At 42.7% G+C, this 16,705-nt stretch carries 19 protein-coding genes; 12 read left to right on the forward strand and 7 right to left on the reverse strand.

What is annotated here, in order from left to right; genetic code table 11:
- Positions 1 to 61: 61 nt before the first annotated feature.
- From ACO1R6_RS07700 to tilS, 3 genes are all read right to left on the reverse strand, one after another.
- Entirely contained in the window at positions 62 to 1,042 is a 981-nt protein-coding gene (locus tag ACO1R6_RS07700) for an SPFH domain-containing protein (protein ID WP_486263631.1), read from the reverse strand.
- Positions 1,043 to 1,046: 4 nt separating this feature from the next.
- Positions 1,047 to 1,505, reverse strand: coding sequence for an NfeD family protein (locus ACO1R6_RS07705; RefSeq protein ID WP_486263633.1), 459 nt, complete (start codon positions 1,503 to 1,505; stop codon positions 1,047 to 1,049).
- Between the two features lie 166 nt (positions 1,506 to 1,671).
- Positions 1,672 to 2,997: a tRNA lysidine(34) synthetase TilS gene (gene tilS / locus ACO1R6_RS07710; RefSeq protein WP_486263635.1), complete on the reverse strand. Its 1,326-nt coding sequence runs from the start codon at positions 2,995 to 2,997 to the stop codon at positions 1,672 to 1,674.
- A gap of 52 nt (positions 2,998 to 3,049) precedes the next feature.
- On the opposite strand from tilS, the gene ACO1R6_RS07715 reads away from it, so the two are divergent.
- The 9 genes from ACO1R6_RS07715 to ACO1R6_RS07755 all read left to right on the forward strand — a co-directional run bounded on the left by ACO1R6_RS07715 (position 3,050) and on the right by ACO1R6_RS07755 (position 11,329).
- Positions 3,050 to 4,720: an OstA-like protein gene (locus ACO1R6_RS07715; RefSeq protein WP_486263637.1), complete on the forward strand. Its 1,671-nt coding sequence runs from the start codon at positions 3,050 to 3,052 to the stop codon at positions 4,718 to 4,720.
- An 86-nt stretch (positions 4,721 to 4,806) separates the two neighbouring features.
- Entirely contained in the window at positions 4,807 to 5,643 is an 837-nt protein-coding gene (locus tag ACO1R6_RS07720; protein ID WP_486263639.1) for an outer membrane protein assembly factor BamD, read from the forward strand.
- 116 nt (positions 5,644 to 5,759) lie between these two features.
- The gene (locus tag ACO1R6_RS07725) at positions 5,760 to 6,077 is read left to right on the forward strand and encodes a DNA-directed RNA polymerase subunit omega (RefSeq protein WP_486263641.1); all 318 of its coding nucleotides are present in this window, start codon (positions 5,760 to 5,762) and stop codon (positions 6,075 to 6,077) included.
- Between the two features lie 7 nt (positions 6,078 to 6,084).
- Positions 6,085 to 6,657 (forward strand): flavoprotein, encoded by a 573-nt coding sequence (locus ACO1R6_RS07730; protein ID WP_486263643.1) that lies wholly within the window; start codon positions 6,085 to 6,087, stop codon positions 6,655 to 6,657.
- Entirely contained in the window at positions 6,650 to 7,300 is a 651-nt protein-coding gene (locus ACO1R6_RS07735) for a phosphopantothenoylcysteine decarboxylase domain-containing protein (RefSeq protein WP_486263645.1), read from the forward strand. The genes ACO1R6_RS07730 and ACO1R6_RS07735 overlap by 8 nt, the downstream gene beginning before the upstream one ends.
- Positions 7,293 to 8,201, forward strand: a complete 909-nt coding sequence (porD, locus tag ACO1R6_RS07740) for a type IX secretion system protein PorD (RefSeq protein ID WP_486263647.1) — start codon at positions 7,293 to 7,295, stop codon at positions 8,199 to 8,201. The genes ACO1R6_RS07735 and porD overlap by 8 nt, the downstream gene beginning before the upstream one ends.
- Positions 8,202 to 8,377: 176 nt before the next feature.
- Positions 8,378 to 8,605 carry a hypothetical protein gene (locus ACO1R6_RS07745; protein WP_486263649.1) on the forward strand — a complete coding sequence of 76 codons (228 nt, stop codon included), beginning with the start codon at positions 8,378 to 8,380 and terminating at the stop codon, positions 8,603 to 8,605.
- A 3-nt stretch (positions 8,606 to 8,608) separates the two neighbouring features.
- Positions 8,609 to 10,261, forward strand: coding sequence for a DNA repair protein RecN (gene recN, locus ACO1R6_RS07750; RefSeq protein WP_486263651.1), 1,653 nt, complete (start codon positions 8,609 to 8,611; stop codon positions 10,259 to 10,261).
- A 243-nt stretch (positions 10,262 to 10,504) separates the two neighbouring features.
- Positions 10,505 to 11,329 (forward strand): enoyl-ACP reductase FabI, encoded by an 825-nt coding sequence (locus ACO1R6_RS07755; protein ID WP_486263652.1) that lies wholly within the window; start codon positions 10,505 to 10,507, stop codon positions 11,327 to 11,329.
- Positions 11,330 to 11,414: 85 nt separating this feature from the next.
- Here the strand turns inward: ACO1R6_RS07755 and ACO1R6_RS07760 are convergent, their stop codons facing one another.
- Positions 11,415 to 11,786: a cupin domain-containing protein gene (locus tag ACO1R6_RS07760; protein WP_486263653.1), complete on the reverse strand. Its 372-nt coding sequence runs from the start codon at positions 11,784 to 11,786 to the stop codon at positions 11,415 to 11,417.
- 32 nt (positions 11,787 to 11,818) lie between these two features.
- On the reverse strand, positions 11,819 to 12,031 hold the full coding sequence (locus ACO1R6_RS07765) for a Kazal-type serine protease inhibitor domain-containing protein (protein WP_486263655.1): 213 nt from the start codon (positions 12,029 to 12,031) through the stop codon (positions 11,819 to 11,821).
- A gap of 393 nt (positions 12,032 to 12,424) precedes the next feature.
- On the opposite strand from ACO1R6_RS07765, the gene ACO1R6_RS07770 reads away from it, so the two are divergent.
- Positions 12,425 to 12,826 carry a YtxH domain-containing protein gene (locus ACO1R6_RS07770; RefSeq protein WP_486263657.1) on the forward strand — a complete coding sequence of 134 codons (402 nt, stop codon included), beginning with the start codon at positions 12,425 to 12,427 and terminating at the stop codon, positions 12,824 to 12,826.
- A gap of 202 nt (positions 12,827 to 13,028) precedes the next feature.
- Positions 13,029 to 13,460, forward strand: coding sequence for a YtxH domain-containing protein (locus tag ACO1R6_RS07775; protein ID WP_486263659.1), 432 nt, complete (start codon positions 13,029 to 13,031; stop codon positions 13,458 to 13,460).
- A gap of 65 nt (positions 13,461 to 13,525) precedes the next feature.
- On the opposite strand, the gene lysS is transcribed toward ACO1R6_RS07775, so the two are convergent.
- Positions 13,526 to 15,058 (reverse strand): lysine--tRNA ligase, encoded by a 1,533-nt coding sequence (gene lysS, locus ACO1R6_RS07780; protein ID WP_486263660.1) that lies wholly within the window; start codon positions 15,056 to 15,058, stop codon positions 13,526 to 13,528.
- Positions 15,059 to 15,433: 375 nt separating this feature from the next.
- On the opposite strand from lysS, the gene ACO1R6_RS07785 reads away from it, so the two are divergent.
- Positions 15,434 to 15,901, forward strand: coding sequence for a hypothetical protein (locus tag ACO1R6_RS07785; RefSeq protein ID WP_486263662.1), 468 nt, complete (start codon positions 15,434 to 15,436; stop codon positions 15,899 to 15,901).
- A gap of 110 nt (positions 15,902 to 16,011) precedes the next feature.
- Here ACO1R6_RS07785 and pncA read toward each other — a convergent pair whose 3' ends face one another.
- Entirely contained in the window at positions 16,012 to 16,623 is a 612-nt protein-coding gene (gene pncA / locus ACO1R6_RS07790; RefSeq protein ID WP_486263663.1) for a bifunctional nicotinamidase/pyrazinamidase, read from the reverse strand.
- Between the last annotated feature and the right edge of the window lie 82 nt (positions 16,624 to 16,705).

The following is a 16,705-nucleotide window of genomic DNA, read 5'->3' on the forward strand; positions in this document are numbered from 1 at the left end:
GGTTAGATAATATTTTGTAAAAGAGAATATCTTATAAAATTATGCTGCTCTCAATATTTTGTTAATGACCATCTACGGGCAACTTAGAAAGCGGCTGCGACCGGCCGTTAGAATTAATAGTCGGTTCTTCTTTCATGCGTTGCATAACCGAAGTAATGCTACCCACCACGCCCGAAATATCAGCTAAATCGGTCGGGATAATCATGGTATTATTTGTTTTGGCCAGTTTGCCAAATTCCGTTAAATATTGTTCGGCTACGCGCAGGTTAACAGCTTTCATACCACCTTCGGCGTTTATGGCGGAGGCAATCTCCCGGATGCCCTGGGCAGTAGCAGAGGCAATGCGTTCAATTTCGGCAGCCCGGCCTTCTGCTTCGTTTATGCGGCGCTGCTTTTCCCCTTCCGATACGGCAATCATCTGCGATTTTTCCCCTTCGGCCCGGTTAATGCGGGCTTGTTTATCACCTTCCGATTCGGCAATAATGGCCCGTTTTTCCCTTTCGGCGCGCATTTGTTTTTCCATAGCATCCCGTATTGTAGCCGGCGGGTTAATATTTTTAACTTCGTAGCGCGTTACTTTTACACCCCACGGATCGCTGGCTACATCTACGGCATTTACAATACTGGCATTTATGGTTTCCCGCTCTTCAAAAGTGCGGTCCAGTTCTAATTTACCTACTACGCTCCGCATGGTAGTCTGGGCAATCTGGATAGCCGCAAAACGGTAATTATCAATACCGTACGACGATTTGGCCGGATCAACAACCTGCAGGTACAAAATACCATCTACCTCTACGGCAATATTATCGCGGGTAATACAGTTTTGCGGGGGCACATCAATGGCCTGTTCTTTTAGCGTATGGCGGTAAACCACCTTATCAATAAAAGGAATCAGAATATGAAAGCCCGGTTCCAGGCTGGCATGGAATTTACCCAGCCGCTCCACAATAAATACGGAGCGTTGCGGCACCACTTTTAGGGCCGATATAAAAAGCAATATGATAAAAAGGGCTAAGCCAATTAATAATATAGTAGTCGTCATGATTTTAGTTAATAGGTTCTACAAAAAGTACGATGCTGTCTTTGGATACAATGCGTACCGAAGTGCCGGCCGGAACGGCCACGTTGGCGTGCGCTTTCCAGTTGGTACCCCGGAATAAAACCCGACCACCTTCCGGACCAGGGTTAATAGGTTCCGAAACCGTGCAGGTGTAACCAATAAATTCGCGGGTAAGCTCATTGTCCTGTCCGCCAGAAAAAGAAAACAGGGCTTTATTCTGGAGCATATACCGGCGCAGTAAAACTAAGCTTAATACTGAGGTACTTATAAATACCACCAATTGGCTATTAAATCCAAAATTAAGGATTAAATAAAGTAGGGCAGTTACCCAGGCTCCCACGGCAAAAAAGGCCAGGATAAGACCGGGTAATAAAAATTCGGCCAGGAATAAAACTAAACCTGCCGCGAACCATAATATAGCTGGATTTTGAAATAACTGGGACATAGGTTTATCGTTTAAACCTAAATATACATTTTTTTACCCGTATTTTTACTATAATGACCCTCTTTATAATAGAGATTGGATTTTAACCGGGTAAAAACAAGTACTTAAGCTAGCCCAAAAGTCAATTTAATCTTTTAAACCACTAAATAGCTGATTTTTTTAGAGATTAGCTTCTTAATTTTATTTCCAGTACCTGTTCGGTTTTGTCGGTAATTTTAAAACGGTTATCCAGCCGGTAGCCAATTATCCAAACAATTGATTTGTCTGAAACCAAAACCCAAATATTCTTTTTCAGGTTAACCGGAATTTTTTCGTTAATAAAAAAATCGCTGAGTTTCTTTTTGCCGTTCATACCCAGTGGTACAAACCAATCGCCTTCTTTCCAGGGCCGGATTTTAAGCGGAAATTGCAGCAGTGCAGCATCTAAAGCGGCTATTTTTTTACTACGGGGTACATTATAGCCAGCGGCGACTAACCGGTTTATTTCTAAGTGCAGGCTGTCGGCGGTAAAAGTAGTAGCGTTATCGTTTAAGGTAAAAGAACCATAACCAGCCAGATTTTTTGGGGTAATTACCAGTTGGTCGCGGTCTTTTACCAACTCGTGCGTGGCCGAAGAGAATGTTTTACCGGGTATGGCGGTAAAGCTTTCCAGAATAGCCTGGGTGGTATCGTAATTAAAATTATAATCGCGGAGCAACTCATATAACACCACGGGCAATGCGGTAACTTGTTGCAGAGCGGTTATATCAAAATAATCAACGTTGTTTTCCTGGCGGTTGGTTTGGCTCCTGACCTGGTTTATATAAGCCCGGTATATTTGTTCGGCTCCCGAAATTTTAGCCACCGTTTGGTGCATGGTGGTTTCCAGGTTCGGGTTTATTTTTTTTAACACCGGAATAACCTCGTGCCGGATAAGGTTGCGCTGGTATTTGGTGCTATCGTTCGAGCTGTCTTCGCGCCAGATAAGTTGGTTTTGGGTTACATATTCGTAAATATCGTCTTTATCTAAGCACAGCAGCGGCCGCACCAGGTAACCATTTTTAGGTAAAATGCCGTGCAAGCCGGCAATTCCTGTACCTTTGGTTAAATTTAACAATATCGTTTCGGTGGCATCGTTCTGGTGGTGCGCAGTAGCAATATAGTCGTAGCCTAATTGTTGCCGGAGTTGCTCAAACCAATTGTAACGCAAAAACCGGGCAGCCATTTGGATCGATATTTTTTCTTCCCGGGCAAATTCTTCGGTTTGGAAATGTTCGGTGTAAACTTCTACTGCGTATTTTTTGGCCAGCTTTTTGACGAATAATTCATCAGCATCCGATTCTTCGCCGCGTAAACCAAAATTGGCGTGCGCCAAACAAAAAGGAATTTTAAGTTTAAATAAAATGTCACATAATACCACGGAGTCTATGCCACCACTAATGGTGCAAACAAGGCGGTGGGAAAGTGAAAAAAGGTTTTGCCCTTGTATATAAGCTAAAACTTTATCGGTCATAAGAGTACAACGGGTATTATTTCTTAATTTTGCGCAATTATTCTATTTCTTAATGAAAAGAACAAAAGTATTTTTTTCTCTTCTTCTGCTTTTAACTTCTTTTGCCCTTAAAGCGCAAGATCAAATCGAATTGATAGGCGCGGAGTCTCTAGAAAGTGGTTTGCGCGCCGGTGAAAAATTTAAACGTTTACTTGGCAACGTTCAGCTAAAGCAAAAAGATACTTTTCTTTACTGCGACTCGGCCCATTTATTTACCGACAATAATCGTAATTATGTTGATATTTTCAGCAATGTACGGGTGGTGCAAAATGCCTTAAATATTACCAGCAGTACCGCTTCTTACGATGGCAACGCCAAGATAGCTAATTTTAAAGGCGGGGTTACGCTGCGCGATGAAAAAATGACTTTAACCACGCCGTCGCTGGTGTATAACATGAATACCCATATTGGGCGCTACACCGAAGGCGGTACCATTCTGGAAACCGAAAATACCCTCACCAGCCGCTTTGGCAATTACAACGCCGATACCAAAATATTATCTTTCCGGGGCAATGTGCATTTGGTGGGCAAAGAAGCCGATATTACTTCTGATACGCTGCAGTACAATACCATAAATAAGATTGTATATTTTGTGGCGCCTACGCGCATCAAAAGCAAGGACCAGAATTTATTGGCCACCGGTGGTTACCACAATACCGTTACCGGCGAATCGCGGTTTCTGGAAGCCCAAGCCGAAACGCCGGATTATACCATTGCCGGTAAAGTATTGCAGCATAATAAAGCCAAAGAATATTTGTACGCCTCGGGCAACGTAAAAATGACTTCTAAAGACCAGAAGAATAAAGTAATTATTACGGGGCAGGTGGTGCAGCATTGGCAGGGCCTGGGCAAATCAAAGGTTTCGGGTAGCCCGGTTATGCGTTCCCTGGTATCCGACGATACCTTGTTTATTTCGGCAGATACGTTGGTTTCAATAGATTTTAAAGATCCGAAGAAGAAAGATTTTTTGTATGCTTACTACGATGTACGCATCTTTAAAAAAGATTTGCAAGGCAAATGCGATTCGTTGAGTTATAATTTAACCGATTCTTTGATGATGTTGAACTACGACCCGATTTTGTGGAGTAACAACAGTCAATTGGTGTCGGATAGGATGAACATGCAAATGAAAAATAAAACCATCGACCGCATGTACATGTACAGCAACGCCTTTATCATTTCGGAAGATACTTTGAAAAACCTGAACCAGATAAAAGGCCGCGACATGACGGCTTTTTTTCAGGCAGGCAATATTAGGCGGGTAGATGTAAACGGTAACGGCGAAACCATTTATTTTGCTTTGGAAGGCGATTCGGTATTAACCGGTATGAATAAAACTGTTTGTAGCGATATTATTATTAAATTTAAAGAGCGCAAACTGCAAACCATATCTTACCTGACCAATCCCGACGCTAGCTTTATTCCGCCGCACGAGCTAAAAGAGCCCGACAAGCGGCTAAAAGGCTTTAAATGGCGCATCGACGAAAAGCCGACCAAGGCCCAGGTATTGGCGAAACGGACCAAAAAATCGGTTAAACCAAAGCGGGCGGCAGTAGTGGCGCAAACAAACAAAGAGAATAAAAAAAATAATACTAAAAAAGCCGCGGCTAATAGCGCTAAAGGCAAACCCAACGCCAAAGCAAACTTAAAGACTACGCCATCGGCCAAAATAAACCTGAAGTAAATATTCATAAATCTTAACAATAGGAAGACTGGGCTACCGTTATGGTGCTTGGATATAGAAAGAAATATTCCTAATTTTGTCCCTGCATGAATCCATTATCTAAAATATATATATTCTTTTTCGTTTGCTTGATATTGTTTAGCAGTTGCGGCGAATACAACAAACTATTAAAGAGCACCAACGTTGACCAGAAATACCAGGCTGCGCTAAAATATTACGAGAAAAAAGATTATTACCGGGCCGGCGTATTGCTGGAAGAAATTAGACCTTTGCTGGCCGGCCGCGAAGAAGCAGAGAAAGCCGCATTTCTGTACGCATATACCCAATACCACGAGCGGCTGTATTTAACCAGTGCCGAATTATTCCGGAACTTTTTTGATACGTACGGCCGTAGCCCGTACGCCGAAGAAAGTTTGTTTATGCACACCAAAGCGCTTTACAATGATTCGCCGGAATTTAACCTAGACCAATCCAGTACCCAAACGGCCATTACGGCTATTCAGGAATTTTTAAACCGCTTTCCCGAAACCAAATACAAAGAAGAAGCCACTCAGATGTACGACGAACTGGCGGCTAAACTCGAACGCAAAGCTTTTGAAACAGCCAGGTTGTACAGCCAAATGCGGTATTATCAGGCAGCCGTTACAGCGTTTACTACCTTTGAACGCGAATACCCGGCCAGCGATTTTAACGAAGAAGCTGCTTATTTAAGAATATTGGCGCAATTTAACCTGGCCGAAGAAAGTGTACCGGAAAAACAACGGGAACGTTACTTCGATGCGGTTGGTTTTTACCAGGCCTTCATTGATAAATATCCGAAAAGCAAATTTTTACGTAACGCAGAATCTATTTACGACCGGAGCACGAAACAATTGGAACGCTTAAAAGCACCCAATACGGCGGCTAATGCAGAACAAAAATAAAAATTAGAGATTAGATGTTAGATACTAGACATTGGATAATAGAACTCATATAAGAGAACTAACTACTAACAACTAATTACTTACAACTTTAAACGAAAAACTTACAACTTAATAATATGGCACAAGTACCTGCATCTATTGTAACCCGCAACATGGCCGATTTTGCAAATGAAACCGGTAATGTTTACGAGTCGGTATCTATTATCTCTAAACGGGCCAACCAAATTTCGGTAAAAATTAAAGAAGAGCTCAATGCTAAATTAGCTGAGTTTGCCACTACCGTAGATAACCTGGAAGAAGTTTTTGAAAACCGGGAGCAGATCGAGATTTCGAAATATTACGAGCGTATGCCTAAGCCTACCAATTTAGCGGTAGAAGAATTCCTGGAAGATAAAATATTCTATCGTCGGGGCGACGACGAAGGTGCCGAATAAGTAGGGCATGCTTCGGCAGAAGAAAATTATACTGGGCGTTTGCGGGAGTATTGCGGCGTATAAAGCCGCACATCTTACCCGGCTCTTAATTAAAGCAGAAGCAGAGGTGCAGGTAATCCTGACGGCCTCTGCTTCTGCTTTTATAACGCCCTTAACTTTAAGTACTTTGTCTAAACGGCCGGTTTTAACCGAGTTTACCAAAAGCGATGCTACCGGCGAGTGGCACAACCACGTGGCTTTGGGCTTGTGGGCCGATGCCTTGGTAATTGCCCCGGCCAGCGCCAATACTTTAGCTAAAATGGCCAATGGCTTTTGCGATAATTTACTATCGGCAGTTTATTTATCGGCACGTTGCCCGGTATTTTTTGCCCCGGCCATGGACCTGGATATGTATGTGCACCCGGCAGTATCAGCCAACCGGCAAAAACTGATGGCATATGGCAATACGCTTTTAGAAGCTGGTTACGGCGAACTGGCCAGCGGCCTGGTAGGGCAAGGGCGCATGGCCGAGCCCGAAGAAATTTTACAAGTTCTTGCGCAGCATTTTAGTACTACCAACCATACCCCCGATCTTGCTTAAAAATAAAGTAGTTTTGCTTACCGCCGGGCCTACTTACGAGCCTATCGATCCGGTACGTTTTATTGGCAACCACTCTACCGGTAAAATGGGTTATGCTTTGGCCGAACAGTTTGCCCAGGCCGGGGCGCGGGTTTATTTGGTAAGTGGCCCTACCGCCCAAAAAGCGCAGCATGCCAATATTCAGGTTTTCTCTGTAACCACCGCCGACGAAATGTACGCCCAAGCCAAAGCTTTGGCACCGGAAGCGAATATTTGGGTGTTTGCCGCCGCCGTAGCCGATTACAAGCCCAAAAATGTATCAGGAGTAAAGATTAAAAAGAAGGAAGATAACCTGACGCTGGAATTGGTGAAGAACGTAGACATTGCTAAAACACTGGGCTTAACCAAACGACCAGACCAATTTGCCGTCGGATTTGCGCTGGAAACCGACAATGAAACTATTAATGCTCAGGCTAAGTTACAGACTAAAAACCTGGACCTGATCGTTTTAAATTCGTTGCAGGATGCAGGTGCCGGCTTTCGGCACGATACAAACAAAATTACCATTATTGAAAAGGATAAAAGCACGGATTTTCCTTTGAAATCAAAAACAGAGGTGGCCCGGGACATAGTAGCCTTTATAGCCAACAGAATGTATGTATAAATATTTTACCTTCTTTTTGCTGGGGGTACTCAGTTATTTGCCCCTGCAGGCGCAAGAGTTACAATGCGATGTAGTGATTAACAGCGACCAAGTACAAGTATCGGACCGTCGGGTTTTTGTAGACTTGCGCAATGCTATTTCTAATTTTTTAAATAACCGCCGCTGGACCAACGATACGTACCGCCCCGAAGAACGAATCAAATGCCGAATGCTTATTACCATTACCCAGGTTCCGCAAATTGGCACTTACGGTGCCATTGCCCAGGTAATTGTTAGCCGACCGGTTTACGGTACCGGTTACGAAACGCCTTTGGTATCGTTGGTAGATAAAAGCTGGGCCTTTGATTACATCGAGGCGCAACCGCTGCAATTTTCTGACAATACATTTACCTCCAGCTTATCTTCATTATTATCGTATTACGCTTATTTGATTATTGGCTTGGATCGCGATAGCTTTACCCGCATGGGTGGTGCCCCGTACTACGACCGGGCTTTACAAATATTAACCGTGTCGGCTTCGCAGGCACCAAATCCGGGTGGTTGGAGTTCTAACGGCGATGATACCCGTAGCCGGTATTGGTTACTAAATAATTTGCAGGATCCGCAGCTGGAAGGTTTCCGGCAGGCGCAATATTTATACTACCGCCAAGGCATGGATATATTTATTCAGAAACCCGAAGAAGCCCGTAAAAACGTATTGCAAGCTATTCAGAATATTCAGCAGGTAGCCCAGCTCCGGCCAGGGGCTGCTGTGCTGCGCTCTTTCTTTGAAACCAAAGCCGACGAAATCGTTTCTATTTTTAAAAATGCCAATCCTACCGAAAAGCAAACGGTGTACAGTGTGCTCTCCCAAATAGACCCCACCAATATTACCAAGTACCAGCCTTTGGTGCAGCGGTAAAAATAAATTATTGAATTAGAATTTATGAATTAAGTTACTTCAGTATTACGTAACTTTATAGGCTGGTAAATTCGATAACCAATGCTAGGTTCTTACGCAGTACCAACCTTAAATGTCTTGAACAATTTACCCGGAAATAATTCATAATATTTTATTTATTTTTATTATTTAAAAAATTGGGTAAGAGGCAGGTAAGAATTTTTCGCCGGGATATTCTCTCAAAAAAAACAGAAATCATAGGCCAGGAAGGGCACGTTATCCTGGCCGATCACGTTGTACACAGCGGACAAATTCTGGAGATTACCGAAGCACACTTAGTAGTACTGGATCCGCGGCGGCATAAACACATCTTAAATTTAGCCACCATCCAAGAAGTAGTATTCGATAAAGAAACAGACTATTGATTCATGCTGATTGATCTGAAAATAAAAAACTATGCTTTAATTGAGCGTCTGGAGATGCAACCGTCGCCGTTGCTTAATATAATTACCGGCGAAACCGGAGCTGGTAAATCCATTATGCTGGGTGCCATTGGCCTGCTGTTGGGCAACCGGGCCGATACCAAAATATTATTTAATACCGCCGAAAAATGCGTGATTGAAGGTGTTTTTGATATTGGTGAATATAACCTGCAGGAGTTTTTTGCCGATGAAGATATAGATTTTGATAAAAACTGTATTCTGCGCCGCGAAATTACTCCGGCCGGTAAATCGCGGGCCTTTGTAAACGATACCCCAGTTACCTTAGATACCATTAAACTGCTGGGTGCCAAGTTAATGGACATCCACTCGCAGCACGATACTTTGCTCCTTGGCGATACGGCTTACCAGTTAAATTTAATTGATTTGTACACGGCCAACGCCAGCTTAAAAGAAAAATACGTTTTAGCCTTCCGCCGGTACAAACAACTCGAATCGGATTACAAGAAAATGGAGGCGCAACTGGCCCAGTCGCAAAAGGAGCTGGATTATAACAGCTTTTTACTCAATGAACTCCTGGAGGCCAAACTGCAACCCGACGAGCAGGAAGAACTGGAAGACCAATTAAAACAACTGGAGCACGCCGAAGAAATTAAGTTAAAATTAAGCCAGGTCATTCAATATTTATCAGAATCTGAATTTAATGTTTTATCGGGTTTAAAAGACGGCACCTATTTGGTGGGGCAGCTTACCGAATACGGCGAGCATTACCGTACTCTAAAAGAACGTCTGGATAGTTGTGCCATTGAACTGAACGATATAGTGGGCGAGCTGGAAGATGCCGAGCGCAAAACCGAAGCCGACCCCGAAAAAGCCGAGCAGGTACAGGAGCGGCTAAATGTAATTTATACCCTGCAGCGCAAACACCAGGCCCGCAACAACGCCGAATTATTAGCGATTCAGGCTGAATTAGAAGAAAAAGTAAGCAGTGTCCAGAACCTGGACGAAGGTTTGGCGGCTACCAAAATAGAAATGGAAGCGGCCTTTAACCAGGTGCAAGCGCTAGCCCAAACTTTATCTGAAAGCCGGCAAGCTGTTTTTCGGAAATTTGAAGAAGAACTGCATACGCTTCTTGCCGATTTAGGCATGCCCAATGCTCGTTTGGTTATTCAGCATAATACCAGCGCGCCCACGGCTACCGGTACTGATGTTATCAATATTTTATTTAGTGCCAACAAAGGCGCGGCACCGCAAACTTTAAGCAAAGCGGCATCGGGCGGCGAATTTTCGCGGTTAATGTTGTGTGTAAAATATTTACTCGCCGATAAAACCGCGCTGCCAACCATTATTTTTGATGAAATTGATACGGGTATTTCGGGCGAAGTAGCCGTAAAAGTTGGGCGTATGATGCAGCAAATGGCCCGCAAACACCAATTAATTGCTATATCGCATTTACCCCAAATGGCGGCGCAGGGCAATGCACATTACTTTGTGTACAAAGACGATCGCGCCGACCGCACCATTAGCCGGATTAAAAAGTTAACCGAAGAAGAACGTATTCGTGAAATTGCCCAAATGATTGCCGGCGCCAACCCCAGCGATACGGCCTTCCAAAGTGCCCGTGAATTATTGGCTATGTAAAATCATCCATACAAGTTAAATCTGGGTTGAAAATATTGCGGTTAAATAATGCATCTGCAATAAAACAGATGCATTATTTTTGCCAAACACTTATTTAATTACCGGCAGTAAAATGCTTAATAAGCGTACTGATTTATTCCATCCGGCAAATAAATATAAAAATATCTCCGAAGCTTGGCGCATATTTAATAATATTGCATTTCTAAAATAGAATCCCAACAACGATAAACCGAAAAAGTACCTATGGCATATAACCTATTACAAGGAAAAAGAGGAATTATTTTTGGCGCACTAGACGAAAAATCAATTGCCTGGAAAGTTGCCCTGAAAGCCCACGAAGAAGGCGCCCAGTTTGTTTTAACCAATGCGCCTTTGGCCATGCGGATGGGCGAAATAAATAAATTAGCCGAAACCTGCGGCGCACAAATTATTCCGGCCGATGCGACTTCGGTAGAAGATTTAGAAAATTTATTCTCCCAGGCTCAGGAAATATTAGGTGGTAAATTAGATTTTGTGTTACACTCGATTGGTATGAGCCCCAATATCCGGAAAGGGAAAGCTTACGGTGAATTAAATTACGAGTGGTTCCTCAAAACCTTAGATATTTCGGCTTTATCATTCCATAAAGTTATGGCCGTAGCCGAGAAACAAGACGCCATGAACGAGTGGGGCTCTATTGTGGCTTTGTCTTATATTGCGGCCCAACGCGTATTCCCCGATTACACTGATATGGCCCAGGCCAAAGCCATGCTGGAGTCTATTGCCCGCAGCTACGGCTACCGCATGGCCAAAAAGAATAAAGTGCGGGTAAATACTATTTCGCAATCACCTACTAAAACCACAGCCGGCACCGGTGTGGGTGGGTTTGATGTCTTTTACGATTATTCCGATAAAATGTCGCCGTTGGGTAATGCGCCGGCCGAAGCTTGTGCCGATTATTGTATTTCGTTATTCTCGGATTTTACCCGGTATGTAACCATGCAAAACCTGATGCACGATGGTGGCTTCTCCAGCATGGGAATTTCTGAAGATGTGGTTAACCTGATGCAAGCCAATCAGCAGGGCTAAGCTTCATTTTTTATAGTAAAAAAGCCGCGGCTCATTTAGTTTAATGAGCCGCGGCTTTTTTATTTAGCAATATTTAATTTAAAAGCTATTCATCTTCCCGGTGTACGGTAGCAATATCAAAAGCGGGCACGCACACCGACCAATATTCGGTTTCTTCGTCGAAGGGGTTAGAATAACGTACCCGGGCGCCACTTTTTACCAATAATGTTTCGCCGGCGGCCAAAATAATTTCTTCACCGTCTACCTCTGCCATTTTCCGGCCCCGTATAACAATGGTGATTTCGTCAAACTCGGGTTTTTGGTGCGGTTCCGACCAGTGCGGGGGCGCTACCATGTGGGCTACGCTGTACGCCGGGGTACGGGTAGAAGCCAGGCCAAAATGTTCTTCAATAAGTTTACCATCGGTGGTGGGTACCCGGAAAGGCTTTATTTGTTTAAAATATTTTTTTTCGGACATGAGTGGGTATAGCTATTTTATACATTACAGGTTTAGGGGCAAGTGCCTTTGGTAAAAGAAGTTACGCCGGCGTTCTGGGCTTGGCAGGCATTGCCGTAGGTTTTACCATCGCATCCGCAAACGGGGTCGTACTGCATGGTGCAAATGCCTTCGGGATTTATTTTGGCTGGGTCAATACAAGAAGATTGCGGTTGTTTACAGCTTAAGAGCAACAAGACAGATAAACAATAAACTATTTTATTCATGTAAACGCATTAGATTTAATTGGCTAACCCAACTTAGTATTTTATTCATAATAATAAACCAACCTACAGTTATTTTAATATAGAATTAATACGGTAAAGCCGTTTGGGTTTACTCTTATTTTCGGTAAAAAGTAATAAATATTAATTTTCTGAAACTACCATTCAGGGCTTGGCAATAAGTTTTTATTTAAGCATCTGGCGAATAAACAATTTGTGCCAAGGTAGATTTTATTTACTTAAAAATCAGGTAAAAGTTAACAATTGCTATTTACCCACGTATAGATAATTTAATATGTTTTAATAGACTGGCTATTGTTTAATATTTTAGTCAATATTATTAGAAAGTTTCTTTAATAATCTCGAAAAGAAAAATAACCTCAAAAAGAAAAAGTAATGTTAAATAATGTAAATGACCAAAATGGCAAGGTGTTGTTGGCTTTATTGGCTGGTGCCAGTGCCGGTATTATTGCCGGTTTGTTAATGGCTCCTGAATCTGGCCGCGATACCCGGGAAGGTCTAAAACGTAAAGCCCTGGATTGGAGCGACGAAATGGACCGGGTTGCCCGTAAATACATGGCTAAACTCGAAGATTTAAATATAACCGGAACCGGCAGCAGCCTGAAAATGCAAGGCACCTGGGACCAGGTACAAGGCCGCTTAAAAAGTAAGTACGGCGACTTAACCGATGAAGATCTGGCTTATGTAGAAGGACAGGAAGATCAGTTGCTGGGTAAGCTAGAAACAAAATTAGGCCAGAGCAAAGCAGAAATTAAACGCCTTATTTCAGAGATTTAATCTTTAAAATCCTGAATTTTTAAAGATAGCTAAAGATAAATTTTACCTAAAGCTATATTTTTCCGTAATTACCGCTGAAAATATAGTTTTGAATAGAGCTATAAATTTATGCCCTTGATCATGCTTTTATTTAGCTTAAATAAGTTAAATAATAGTAACTACAATTTTTTTTAAACCTTAAAAAAACTAAAAAACTAAGACTATGAGAGACAATAGCGGAAAAATTATTTTAGCATTATTAGCGGGAGCTAGTGCCGGTATAGTAGCAGGTTTATTAATGGCTCCGGATAGCGGTAATGTTTCCAGAGATAATCTGAAAAAGTACGCGGGTAAATTAAGCAAAGATTTGGAAAAAACTTTCCAGGATAACATGGGTAAATTAAGCAGCCTGGATACTGGTGCTATTTTAAGCAGCCTGGGTTTAGGTAAACTGGCTGGTGGCAGCGAGGGTGGTGCCGATAGCGTAACTGGTACAGCCGGTACCGCAGGTGGTGCTACCGCTGCCAATGCTTCTGGCAGCGCAGCTGGTACTACTGGTACCGATGCCAGCTCCGGTAACCCTCCAAGAGGTGGCCGTGCTGCTGGAGGTACTAACCCGACCGGTGCTGGCCCGGAAGTAGGTGAAGATGCTTAATCTATTTTAATATAAAACAAAAAAGCCTTTTCAATATTTGAAAAGGCTTTTTTGTTTTGGTAAAGCTAATCTTGTTTCTCCGGGTTTTCCGGTTTCATTTGCGGGAAGAATAATACATCCTGAATAGAGTTGGAATTGGTCATGATCATGCTTAAGCGATCAATGCCGATACCTAAACCAGCGGTGGGCGGCATACCGTATTCTAAAGCGCGCAGAAAATCTTCGTCCAGCACCATGGCCTCTGTGTCGCCCCGGCGGCCTAATTCCAGTTGCTCTTCAAAACGGGCCCGTTGGTCTATGGGGTCGTTTAGCTCCGAGAAAGCATTACAAATCTCTTTACCATTACAAATGGCCTCGAAGCGTTCTACCAAGCCTTCTTTGCTGCGGTGGCGTTTGGCCAGCGGCGACATTTCTACGGGGTAATCGGTAATAAAGGTTGGCTGAATCAGGTGCGGCTCGCACATTTCGCCAAATATTTCGTCGATAATTTTGCCTTTACCAATTTTGGGATCTAATCGGATGCCCAGTTTCTCAGCGGTAGCGCGTAGCTCCGGCTCTTCCATTTGGGAAATATCAATTTGGGTAAAATGCTCGATGGCTTCAAACATGGTATAGCGTTTCCAGGGACGGGCAAAATTAATTTTATTTGCACCTACCTGTACTTCGGTGGTTCCGTGTAAATCCAGCGCTACCTTTTCTACCATTTCTTCTACCAGGTCCATCATCCAGTAATAATCTTTGTAGGCAACGTAAAGTTCTACCTGGGTAAATTCCGGGTTATGAAAACGGCTCATGCCTTCGTTCCGGAAATCTTTGGCAAACTCGTATACCCCATCAAATCCACCTACAATTAAGCGTTTCAGGTAAAGTTCGTTTGCAATCCGCAGGTACAAAGTCATGTCCAGGGTGTTGTGGTGCGTTTTAAACGGACGCGCCGCGGCCCCGCCGTACAATGGTTGCAGAATAGGGGTTTCTACCTCTAAATAGCCTTTGCCGTTTAAGTACTGGCGAATAGAATTGGTAAGCTGGGTGCGTTTAATAAAGGTTTTGCGTACCTGTGGGTTTACCACTAAATCTACGTAACGCTGGCGATAACGTAACTCTGGGTCGGTAAAGGCATCGTAGGTAACTTTATTTCCTTGCTCGTCTACGGCTTCTTTTACAATGGGTAGCGGCCGTAACGATTTGCTTAATAAGGTTAGTTCAGTTACGTGTACCGATATTTCGCCGACCTGTGTAACAAATACATAACCCCGAATACCAATAAAGTCGCCGATGTCGAGCATTTTCTTAAATACTTCGTTGTACAGCGATTTGTCTTCGGTCGGGGCAATATCGTCGCGCGATACATATATCTGGATGCGGCCGGTACTGTCCATCAGCTCAGCAAAAGAAGCTTTACCCATAATCCGCCGGCTCATGAGGCGGCCCGCCAAATACACATCCTGGTATTCCGTAGATTCGGGCTTAAAGTTTTCTTTTATGTCTTTGGCAAAAGCCGATACGGGAAACAGTTCGGAAGGGTAAGGATTTATGCCTTTGCTTTGCAGCTGTTCGCGCTCGTGACGCCGGCGTATTTCCTGTTCGCTTAAATGCATACGTAATAATTTTTATTTAAAATAAGAATCACAAATTTCATAAATATTTCCGCAGGATTCTAAATTTATTTAACTTATCTGGTTTAAAGTGGCGGAGCAATATTATTTAATTTTCTGACGTTAAAGACAAGAGCGGCATTTATTCTTCTTTAAAGACAAACCAAGGTATAATTGATTTTATAATTGTCTTTGAATTTAGATTAACTTAAATAAAATAAGTATTATACCTTATTGCATATAAGGGTGTTTTATCAGCTTTTTTACGGATTTTGTTAGCAAAATACAGATTTTGTACTTATATTAGAGGGCATTACGGCAAATAGTATATCTTATTCTGGTAAATGCCGTTTATGAAAATAATTTACCGGAATTAGAATGAAGTGCGAAGTAAACCTGGTATTTGAAGAATCGGATGGAATACTTAAGTGGCTCTTTAAAATTATTAGTTATGCCCACCATGTAAGTGAACCACCCGTGCAAAAAATGCTGGAACCCATGTTAAAGGATTTTTTGCATCCGCAAAGTTACCAGCAGGTAGTGCAACTGGCACGTAAAAATATTTCTGAAGCAGAGTTGGTGCAAAAGCATTTAAACAATGGCTTAATTAAATTTAATAGTGCGCAGGTAAAAGTACCCGGACCCAAAATAAAGGCCATGTGTTACATGATAGAGCAGGCCGGCGGTATGCAGGCGGCAGCCACCGCCGAAGATGTTCCGGAATATATTAAAAGTCTTTTTAATGGGCACGAAACCATTTTAAAACGAATTAAAGATGTAGTTACCGAAGCCTTGATTTCTGCCGGGGCCAAGGGCATACAGATAGAAGAGTTCAGTAGTGAGTAAGTAAGCTTACCTTAAAAGTACCCCGAGAGAGACTAAGAGGCTATGGATATCCACGGATGTTCGTAGTCTTTTCGTTTTATAGATCCCACCATACATATTTTGTAATAGAATTACAGCAGTATGTCAGCGCTCGAAATTATTTTACCGCCCCGCTCTACAAAATCGGTTTGTGCTTTTATGTAATTAGCCCCATTTATTTCTTTTACCCCATCGCTGATGAGGTAAGTCTCAAAGCCGGTTTCCAGGGCATCTTTTCCTGAAAAGTAAACGCAATAATCGCCGGCTAAGCCCATTATATACACCTGGCTCATGTTCTTACCCCGCAGGTAATCGGCTAAACCGGTGCTTTTACGATGACCATTGTCGTAGAAGCCACTGTAACTATCAATTTCCGGATCGGTTCCTTTCCGGAAGATGGCTTCTACTTTATGCATGTTTAAATCTGGTACAAAATCGGCGCCTGCTGTTCCCTGAACGCAATGGTCGGGCCAAAGAACCTGTTCCAGGCCATCTAAATTAATTTGGTCAAATACATTTTTATTTGGGTGGTTAGAAGCAAAACTTTTATGATTCTGCGGGTGCCAGTCTTGCGTGGCTACTACCAAATCAAAGTACGGCTGTAATTGGTTAGCTAAAGGAATAATTAAATCTCCGCCCGATACGGCCAAAGCACCACCTGGAATAAAATCGTTCTGAATATCTATTAATAATAATGCGCGCATAAACCTGCTATTTTAACTTATAACCGTAAATATTATTTAACTCTGGTGCAAGTTAAGCTTATCTGCGAGTAAGCTGTATAAA

It is taken from the genome of Adhaeribacter sp. (genome assembly GCF_057359045.1).